Annotated in this window: 7 protein-coding genes; 5 read left to right on the forward strand and 2 right to left on the reverse strand. The window is 55.7% G+C overall.

Translation table 11 applies throughout. The annotated features are described in order from the left end of the window. The first annotated feature begins 71 nt into the window (after positions 1 to 71). Positions 72 to 1,619 carry a serine hydrolase domain-containing protein gene (locus ACIX9_RS22270; RefSeq protein WP_198152248.1) on the forward strand — a complete coding sequence of 516 codons (1,548 nt, stop codon included), beginning with the start codon at positions 72 to 74 and terminating at the stop codon, positions 1,617 to 1,619. Positions 1,620 to 1,858: 239 nt separating this feature from the next. Here the strand turns inward: ACIX9_RS22270 and ACIX9_RS22275 are convergent, their stop codons facing one another. Then, entirely contained in the window at positions 1,859 to 2,434 is a 576-nt protein-coding gene (locus tag ACIX9_RS22275; protein WP_041598182.1) for a TetR/AcrR family transcriptional regulator, read from the reverse strand. A gap of 109 nt (positions 2,435 to 2,543) precedes the next feature. Here ACIX9_RS22275 and ACIX9_RS22280 point away from each other — a divergent pair, with 109 nt between their 5' ends. Next, the gene (locus ACIX9_RS22280; protein ID WP_013573147.1) at positions 2,544 to 3,593 is read left to right on the forward strand and encodes a cytochrome D1 domain-containing protein; all 1,050 of its coding nucleotides are present in this window, start codon (positions 2,544 to 2,546) and stop codon (positions 3,591 to 3,593) included. A gap of 439 nt (positions 3,594 to 4,032) precedes the next feature. Continuing rightward, positions 4,033 to 4,473: a COG4705 family protein gene (locus tag ACIX9_RS27830; RefSeq protein ID WP_408609741.1), complete on the forward strand. Its 441-nt coding sequence runs from the start codon at positions 4,033 to 4,035 to the stop codon at positions 4,471 to 4,473. Positions 4,474 to 4,585: 112 nt separating this feature from the next. Here ACIX9_RS27830 and ACIX9_RS22290 read toward each other — a convergent pair whose 3' ends face one another. Then, positions 4,586 to 5,545 (reverse strand): alpha/beta hydrolase, encoded by a 960-nt coding sequence (locus ACIX9_RS22290; RefSeq protein WP_013573149.1) that lies wholly within the window; start codon positions 5,543 to 5,545, stop codon positions 4,586 to 4,588. 184 nt (positions 5,546 to 5,729) lie between these two features. On the opposite strand from ACIX9_RS22290, the gene ACIX9_RS22295 reads away from it, so the two are divergent. After that, entirely contained in the window at positions 5,730 to 6,293 is a 564-nt protein-coding gene (locus ACIX9_RS22295) for a TetR/AcrR family transcriptional regulator (RefSeq protein ID WP_232298968.1), read from the forward strand. 187 nt (positions 6,294 to 6,480) lie between these two features. Beyond that, entirely contained in the window at positions 6,481 to 7,050 is a 570-nt protein-coding gene (locus ACIX9_RS22300; RefSeq protein ID WP_013573151.1) for a DinB family protein, read from the forward strand. Positions 7,051 to 7,386 lie beyond the last annotated feature (336 nt).

Here is a 7,386-nt window from a genome sequence, read left to right on the forward strand (position 1 = left end):
CGTGTAACGAAGAGAGTACCGTCACATACGTAAGATGTTGCGCCGCAAACATGGCGTTAAAGGGCTCACACATGCATGCAAGGGTGAATCGGCGCGAAGTGACAAAATGGATGCTTTCAGCTTCAATTGGCAGCCTTGCTGCGGAGAGGCTGAGCGCCAGCACGGCGAGCTTCAATGGTGCGAATTCCAGCGCAGAGTTTAGATCGATACGGCACAGAATTCAGCAGTCGATCTCGCGTGGCGATGCCACCGGCGTAGCCATTGCAGTGATTGAAGGTGGCCGCATCGTCTGGGAGGAGGGATTCGGTTGGGCCAGTCGGGAAGCGGCTCTGAGAGCTACACCGCATACCCCATTCAGCATGGCGTCCATCACCAAGCCCTTCACTACGACCACTCTCATGACGCTGGTTGCTGAAGGCAGATTCTCCCTTGACAAGCCTGCGAACAGATCTCTTCTGGGAAGCAAGATCATCGGCAAAAATGGTGACCCGAATGCGGCAACTGTCCGCATGCTCGGTGCGCACGTTAGCGGTCTTCCGGGTATGTACGAGTCTTATGACGCTGATGAAGCAAAACTCGTTCCTAGTGCGGACGTTCTTCTTGAAGAATACGGCAGACTCGCGTACCCACCGGCAACGTGCTATGAGTACAGCAACATTGGATACGTGGCGCTTGGCGCAATTGCGTCAGGTCTCACGCAGACAGAACTTGGGCCGCTTATGCATCGAGCTGTCCTTTCCCCACTCGGATTGAACGACAGCTTTTTCGGTAGTGATAACGTCCGTGTGCGAGACGCTGCGACGCGATATGATCCGCTTGGTCACGCCATACCGCACTGCGCCACATCTACACCCGCTTCGGGCGAACTGTACGCAAGCGCTCATGATCTTGCTCAATTCATTCTCTTCAACATGGGCCATCGTGTTCAGAGCCCGGCAACGATTCTGAGCAAGATTGACATCGATGAACTGCATCGACCAGTCTTCGTTGGGCAATCCGGTGTTGCGTCCACCTTCGGCTGGTTTACGAGCCATACTGCCTCCGGCGTTCCTTTCTTCTTCAAGATCGGTGGAGACCCCGGAGTTGCAAACAGAGTGTTTTTCGTTCCTTCGAAGGGTTTGGCCTGCGTGGTTGTCACTAATCAATCGAACGCGGGCGAGCTGGCATACAGCGTCTGTGACGAAGTGATGAAGAGCAAGCTGCCGGAGTGGCGCCGCCCCATAGAAGACTGCGGCTCTCGGAGCGTTCCCTTCATTGGGGGTCCCTCCTATCGAGGCCGATGGGTGGGAGCGCTCGAAGATGGCGGTGCAAACATGCCCATCGTCCTGGATATCGCGTCAGGTCAATCTGCGACTCTGGCCATTGGGAGCAACCGAGCCGAAGAGATCACTGAAATGCGCACCGAGGGCGAAGCGTTTACAGGCACTTGCAGCGGGCGGATTAACTCGCCAGACGCGATTAGAGCCAGAGCCAAGACCCTCAAACTTAAGCTCCTGTTAAGCGGCGATAGTCTAGTCGGCCGCGTGTTCGCCGTCGCCGGTGACCCGAACTTCAAGAACGCAAGTCTGCCTTATGTTCTCAACTTGAGTCGTAGTCGAGCGAGCGACGAACGCGCATAGAAATGTGTAGGGAGTAAAGCTGACGTAGTAATTGCTCGGCCCCGAAATCGCTTTTGATGAGGCATGGACTCCCGCGTATGTTTCCATTACATCTTGCCTGCTATATGAATTACGGGCTAAACAGTCATACCGTTGTTGCCTTCGCGCAGGTTCACGCTCGTAGAACTTAGGATGAAGTGCCAACCGCCGTTCTTCGCAATTTCTCTAGACTGGTCGCAAAGATTGCTGAACTCCGTCGTTTATCTAAGGACTAAGCGTCGAATGAGGCTTTCAACGTATGACTGTGATACAGGCTGTCCACTCACCAGCACCCGGTAGTAAATCGGTGAGAGCAACTGCTCTAGGGCAGCGTCTGTGTCGAATTCCGGGTAGAGTTCGCCGCGCTTCCTCGCCTGTTCAAAAGGGAAGAGATCTCGAAGACGTTGAGGCTCGATAAATTGAGTTCGGAGACGAGTAGCCAGTTCCGAGTCGTGTTGTGCCTCTGCGAGCAGGGCGCGGAAGACGGCTCCCGTATCCGACTCTGCCAACATTTTTGCCAGCCCAACGAGATGATGCTTAAGGTCAGACTTCAAATCCCCTGAATCTGAAGGAACCGAGGCCTGTATCATGTCTTCTAAGAAAGCATCCATCAGCACGTCTGTCTTCGATGTCCACCAACGGTAAATCGTCTGCTTCGCGACACCTGCCGCTGCCGCGATGCCTTCGATCGTCACACCGGCAAATCCGCGCTCGACAAGAAGATTGTCAGCGGCTTCCAGTATCGCTGTTCGTGCTCCCTCACTCCTACCGTGACGATTTCCCCGATGTTCAACCATAGCTGGGCCTGGTTTAGCCGCTACCTCTTTGGCCGCTCGTCGGGGCTTGCTTACTTTTCTAATCACTGCACTCCTTGACTAGACGACTCGTTGCGTCTAGTGTAGCTGCATGTCTTACTCCTACATTACCTCTAATTGCTTTGAAGTCAGACAGCTTAAAGCCGCAACGATACTTGGAGCTGCTTTCTTATCTATTTCGTTGTTCCTCCTTGATAAGGCGTCGGCACAGGCGGGCACAATTCTTGCGATCAACGAGGGAGAATCAACGCTTTCGATCATCAGTCCCAAGAACGGCCAGGAGATAGCCAGGGTCGCGGAGGGGGGAGTCGCCGGCCATGAGGTTGTGGCTTCGTTCGATGGCAAGACAGCGTATGTCCCCATCTACGGCGACTCAAGCGCAGGGGAGCCGGGATCAGACGGCAGCGAGATGGTTGCCATCGACCTGGCAACGCACAAGGTGGTGGGACATGTCGATTTTGGCCATGGTGTGAGGCCACACCAACCCACGCTCAATCCACACGACGGCATGCTTTATGTCACCACGGAACTGGACCAGACCATCACGGTCATCGATCCGAAAGCTATGAAAATTGTGGGCACCATCCCGACCGGACAGGCGTTGAGCCACATGATGGTGATGGATCATGAGGGGCGATTCGGATACACGGCAAACATTCAGCCGGGAAGCGTCTCCGTGCTTGATATGCATGAACGGAAGCTGCTGACGATCCTCCCTATTGCGGCTAAAATTCAACGGATTGCGATCTCTGCAGACGACAAGAAGATCTTCACAACCGATCAGATGAAACCTAGAGTTGCGGTGATCGATACGGCGACTCGTCAGGTTGCATCATGGATTCCTCTTCCGGCAATCGGGTATACCCTCACCACCACCAAAGATGGACTCTGGCTACTTATCGGCATCCAGAGTACGTCGCAGGTCGCAGTCATCGATCTCGAACTGAGCAAAGTCGTACGGACAATTGATCTTCCCAAATCACCACACGAAATTCTGATGTCGCCTGATGGAACGACAGCTTACGTGTCCTGCACGGCCGACGAGCAGATTGCGGCAATCCGTGTTTCAGACTGGACAGTGACAAAGCTTATTAAGGTCGGCACTAGGGTCGATGGCCTGGCGTGGGCGGAGCAGCACTGATCAATTGCTGCTCCTTGATCAGGCAAACAAGAGTGCAAATTGAAAGGTTCGAATCATGAATGAGGGAGTACAAGTTCTAAACGAGCGAACAACAGGCCAAAGGCCGCCCTCGTTCGTACAATCCATGCGCAGTGCGAACGTCCCTAGGGTCGATGCTCGATACTGGTCGGCAATCACAGTCGCAAGCATCTTCGGTTGCAACCTCGGTGATTGCCTTTCGTTTTACGCCCATTGGAATCACTGGATAGGGTTAGCTCCATTGGCCGCGATCTTTGCCTTACTGCTCTTAGGTGAACGCCGGTCAACGCGTACAACACAAGCGTGGTATTGGACCGTCGTGATTGTGCTACGCGCAGCAGCGACGAACCTGGCGGATCTCGCCACCCATACGTTCGAGTGGCCCTATGTGCGCGTTATCATTGGATTGATCGTCCTTCAGATGCTCGTGGTCTGGCTAGTTGTTCCCAGGCCGATCCTGCCAAGAGGCAGTTCAACAGGTCGCCCATCGACGACCGGCGCGTACTGGTTCTCTTTGCTGACCGCCGGGACTCTGGGCACCGCAATAGGAGATTGGTCCGCGGAAGCGCTCCATTTAGGTACCGGTTATGCCACGCTCGCATTAGGGGCCATCTTTGCGATGGTGCTCCTCATTGGAAGAGAGTCCAGATGGACGACCAAGCTGGCTTTTTGGTCTGCGATCGTTGCCGTTCGGGCTGCCGGAACAACAGCGGGCGATTGGATGGCTTTCCGAGAGGAACCCGGGCTAAGCAATGGCCTGAACCTTGGCCTGCCCTTCAGTACATCCCTGAACTGCGCTCTATATGTGGGTCTCCTGGTTTTGTGGAGGCCTCATCGTGGGAGAAATTCTGATTCACTTTAGGGTGCGATCGGGAGTGCTCGTCCCGCTTGCCGAGGCGAAGAACACCTCGGCAAGTTCCTCGACGGCTTTTCCGGCAAGTGACCCGTTCTAAGTCGTTACTGACAGCGGCTTTTCATTCTTCACCGGCCGCGTTGGCAAAGCGCTCCCTGAGGAAGTCCCCGATGAGTTGAAGGGTCGCTGTCGAGGCCGTCAGGCGTCCCAAGCCCCCCAGATATCCATGGACCATCCCTTGCCACACGTCGAGCCGAACGTCGACTCCCGCCGCTGCCGCCCGCTCGACCACTCGAATCGAATCATCAAGCAGGACCTCATCGTTGCCGACGTGCACACGGAGTGGTGGAAGTCCCTTGAGATCAGCGTAAAGAGGTGAGGCGAGTGGGTCGTTCGGACGATTTCCGTCCAGATAGGACCGCATGAGTTCGTCGGCCTGCGTCTGGGTGAAGTAGGGATCAGCAACAGCCCGCGTTGACCAACTTTCTCCGGACAGGGTTAGATCGGTCACCGGCGATAGCGCCACTCCGCCAACCAGCGCTCTCTGCACGCTTGTTGCAGCAACAATGAGCAAGCCAAGGGCGAGGTTGCCACCAGCGGAATCACCCGTGACGGCGAGCTTCGTGAAACCTCGCTCGATAAGGCCGAAGTAGCAGGCTCGTGCGTCTTCAATTGCCGCAGGAAATGGATGCTCCGGAGCGAGCCGATAATCAGGCACGAAGGCCGTTACCCCGGCACTCCGCGCGATATGGCCTGCGAGATGGCGAAACGCCTGTGCGGAACCCCAGTTGAACCACCCGCCATGGAGGTGCATCACGGCCTCACCGGGTCGCGCGTCTTCGGGACGGCACCACCAACCTGAGATACCCCCTACAGAGTCAGCCTCGTAGACTACGCCAGCCGGGGCAGAGACGCGCTCCATAATGGCGTCGAATGGAACGCGAGCGGCAACTCCCCGAAGCTTGCCTTTGTTGGGCTCGACGATGGCGCGCATGGCAGTCATCGCAGCTTCATCCTCCGCGCCCAATGGGTGCTGCACCAACCATGAAGCTGTACCTTGATCTACCCGAATCGTCTGCATTGTTGTTCCTCTCTTTGATCATTGTGTTTGCATCGATACACTTTACTAGACGTAAAGATAAGTTATCGGATTCAGTTATTTTTACGCTCCGTTCAGGTAAATTAAAGCTGTGTCGAAATCGAAGTCCAACCCGCTGCCCATGGGCAGGCCACGTAACGATACGGCCGTCTCACACTCCGCCATCATGGACGCCGTATCTGGATTGCTGGAGGAGAAGCCCGCTCGTGACCTGACCATGGACGCTGTCGCGAGACGAGCAGGAGTTGGCAAGCCGACGCTGTATAAGTGGTGGCCCTCCAAGGCCGCCCTCATCATGGCCATGTTCCATGAACGGTTTAATGCCATACCGGAGGTGCCTGGCGCAACGACAGCAGAAGAGGCACTGAGAACAAGGGTCAAGCACCTGGCCATCCAATGTAATGGCCTGTTCGGGAAGGTGGTCGCCGACTTGATCGCTGAGGGGCAGGGCAATCCGTCGATCCTGGAGGAGCTCTACGAGAGCCACATTCGCCCGCGACGTGCTTCCGCAGTGGCTGCCATCGAGCGCGGAATTACATCGGGGGAGTTCGTAGCTGAGACAGACGCGGAACTTCTGCTCGATGCGATCGTCGCGCCGTTGTACCTTCGGCTTCTGCTCCGCCACCCGGCTGTGACGGAGAGATACGGGAATCAACTCATCGACACGGCGCTCCTCGGCGTCCGAAATCCCAAATGGAAGGGCGGACGACGAAGACGCGACGTCGTCTGATCGAGTTTGACTGATCCCAATTCCGGATCCTTACACCCAGTCTTTACAGGGATGGGTGCAAACGGCTGCAAGACGTGCAGACCGTCCTGCACGTCTTGCAGCCGTTCCATTCTTCGTCTGAACCGGGTTGCAACATTGCGACGCCAGTGGATGCGAGGCGGGTTATCTTCCGTCTAGGAGATTCCATATGTTCGCAACTCGCCATTTCGTGATCGCTACTGTGCTACTGACCGCTGCCTGCATGTCTCTAACCGTGAACGCGCAAGCGGCGGCAAAGCCCGACCCCTTGAGCCAGTCGTTCGATAAGGTGCTGTCGCAGTTTGCGCTTCAGTTCCTGGCAGTCTCGAAGGCGATGCCCAGTGAGAAGTATGACTTCACCCCGGCTACGCTGAGATTAGCGGGGGCTGACTACAAAGGGGTGCGGACCTTCGCTGCCGAGGTAAAACACGTGGCCGAGATGAACTTCGTTATCTACAGCGTCATGAGCGGACTCAAGCCGGATATGGACATGGATTCCATCAGAGACCTGAAGAGCAAGGACGAAATCATCTCTGCCCTCTCTCGCTCGTTCGCTTACGGACATAGAGCATTGCTCACTCTGAATGCCGGGAACTCCGGCGAAATGCCTCCAGACTCCCACGGAATGACAAAGGCCGGAATCGCTGCGTATGTGATGGTCCATGACGCAGATCATTATGGGCAGCTTTCAGAGTACTTGCGGATGAATGGAATCGTCCCGCCCCAGAGTCGGAAGTAAGCACGGCAAGGCTGACCGTACAAGAATTCAGTAGGGAGCCCCAGTCCTGAGCGAATGCAATTCTCGAGAATGGGCGTCGTTATGACGTTCAGAATTTATTGATCGCTTTGAGGGTGCTCTCTTGAGTGCTGGAGAAGCATAGGCGAAACTCGGCCCCCTGACACGTTCTTCATGGGCGCGACGGACGTCCATCCAAAAACAGGGTTTACGATGGGCGACTAAGAATAAGCCGCTGTGAAGCGTGCGCTCTGTCGAGCTTCTGCTGAAACTCTGGTTCTCACCTCGGCTGAGAAGTCCAGAAGATTGGACGCATGCTCAGTGCACTGCTACATACGT

The organism is Granulicella tundricola MP5ACTX9 (genome assembly GCF_000178975.2).
GTDB lineage: Bacteria > Acidobacteriota > Terriglobia > Terriglobales > Acidobacteriaceae > Edaphobacter > Edaphobacter tundricola.

Bases quoted from the DNA above. Each gene is read 5' to 3' on its own strand.
- ACIX9_RS22295 (WP_232298968.1), top strand. From the start codon at position 5,730: ATGGACGCCGTATCTGGATTGCTGGAGGAGAAGCCCGCTCGTGACCTG.
- ACIX9_RS22290 (WP_013573149.1), bottom strand. From the start codon at position 5,545: ATGCAGACGATTCGGGTAGATCAAGGTACAGCTTCATGGTTGGTGCAG.
- ACIX9_RS27830 (WP_408609741.1), top strand. From the start codon at position 4,033: ATGCTCGTGGTCTGGCTAGTTGTTCCCAGGCCGATCCTGCCAAGAGGC.
- ACIX9_RS22275 (WP_041598182.1), bottom strand. From the start codon at position 2,434: ATGGTTGAACATCGGGGAAATCGTCACGGTAGGAGTGAGGGAGCACGA.
- ACIX9_RS22280 (WP_013573147.1), top strand. From the start codon at position 2,544: ATGTCTTACTCCTACATTACCTCTAATTGCTTTGAAGTCAGACAGCTT.
- ACIX9_RS22300 (WP_013573151.1), top strand. From the start codon at position 6,481: ATGTTCGCAACTCGCCATTTCGTGATCGCTACTGTGCTACTGACCGCT.
- ACIX9_RS22270 (WP_198152248.1), top strand. From the start codon at position 72: ATGCATGCAAGGGTGAATCGGCGCGAAGTGACAAAATGGATGCTTTCA.